General features: G+C 71.9%; 2 protein-coding genes. One reads left to right on the top strand and one right to left on the bottom strand.

The genetic code is table 11. The features are described 5' to 3' along the window. Positions 1-254: glycosyl hydrolase family 18 protein (locus AB0C29_RS49480; protein WP_360835474.1), on the top strand; the 254-nt coding region annotated here is incomplete at its 5' end. On the opposite strand, the gene AB0C29_RS49475 is transcribed toward AB0C29_RS49480, so the two are convergent. Beyond that, positions 251-1,051 carry a LamG-like jellyroll fold domain-containing protein gene (locus tag AB0C29_RS49475; RefSeq protein ID WP_360835472.1) on the bottom strand — a complete coding sequence of 267 codons (801 nt, stop codon included), beginning with the start codon at positions 1,049-1,051 and terminating at the stop codon, positions 251-253. The genes AB0C29_RS49480 and AB0C29_RS49475 overlap by 4 nt on opposite strands. Positions 1,052-1,180 lie beyond the last annotated feature (129 nt).

Below are 1,180 nucleotides of genomic sequence, written 5' to 3'. Positions count from 1 at the left end.
GCAGCACCGAGAAGGGCATCGAGGACTACGCGGTGCTGCGCCGGACCTGCCCGCCGACCGGCACGGCCGGCGGGACGGCCTACGCGCTGTGCCGCGGCCAGTGGTGGAGCTACGACACCCCGGAGACCATCAGGACCAAGATGGCGTACGCCCGCAGCCGCGGTCTCGGTGGCGCGTTCGCCTGGGAGCTCTCCGGCGACACCACGGACGCCCAGCTGGTCCGCGCGATGGCCGCCGGCCTGCGGGACAGTTAGCCGATCCGCACCCAGACGTCGTCCAGGGTGCCCTGGAACTGGTCGTTGTCGGAGTAGGCGCCCTTGCCGCCGATGCTGAGCGGGCGGTCGTTGGCCACCGACAGGCCGGCCGCGATGGCCCGGTTGCCCCGCACCGCACCGTCCACGAGCACGGTCAGCGCGGTCGCCGTACGCCGGCACTCCACCGCGTGCCACGTGCCGTCGGCGACCGAGACCGTACTGGTCACGAGCTTGATGCCGGGGCGGGCGCCGACCAGCACACAGCTCGCCCGGCCGGCGGCCCCGTCCACCTGCAACTTGTACTGGCTGCTGGTGGCCGAGTAGCCCTTCTGCACGACGTTCTGGCCCTTGCTGGTCTGGCTGCGCGACAGCAGCACCTTGGCGCCGTACGAGATTGCCCTGGTGCCCGGGTTGAGGTTCGCCGCGCTGGGGCTCTGCAGCGCGGCGTGCGGGCACCGCTTCTTGCCGGTGCACTTGCCCGGGAAGCGCAGCGCGTGGCCCTGGCCGCGCCGGACCATGCTCACGGTGCCGCCGTTGCCGGTGATCAACCGGAGCGTGTGGCCGTTGCCGGATTCGTCGGTGATCGAGGTGGCCCGGCCGCCGTCGAAGCCGTACCGCGCGACCAGGGTCCCCCCGGTGGCCGCCCTGCTCGCCTTCGCGGCGTCCGCCGCGGTACGGGCCGCCGCCACCGTGGCGGAGGGCGTGCCGACCTGCTCATGGGCCGAGGCCGCGTCCGGCACGGAGCCGGCGAGCAGGCCGGCGAGAACCGCGGGGACGACAAGAGAACGAGATCGCATGTCCGAATTATTACTTGTGAACCATTTGGTAGGTCAGTCAACCGCCTACGACGGTCGGCCGATCATGGTGACTTTTCGGACTAATTACCGCCCGTAACCGCGGACCGCCCCGGCCGCTCGCGGCCGGGG

The sequence above is a fragment of the Actinoplanes sp. NPDC048791 genome (assembly GCF_040650095.1).
Classification (GTDB): Bacteria; Actinomycetota; Actinomycetes; order Mycobacteriales; family Micromonosporaceae; genus Actinoplanes.
The sequence above is the reverse complement of the archived record's forward strand: the minus strand, read 5'-3'. Positions and strand labels throughout refer to the sequence as shown.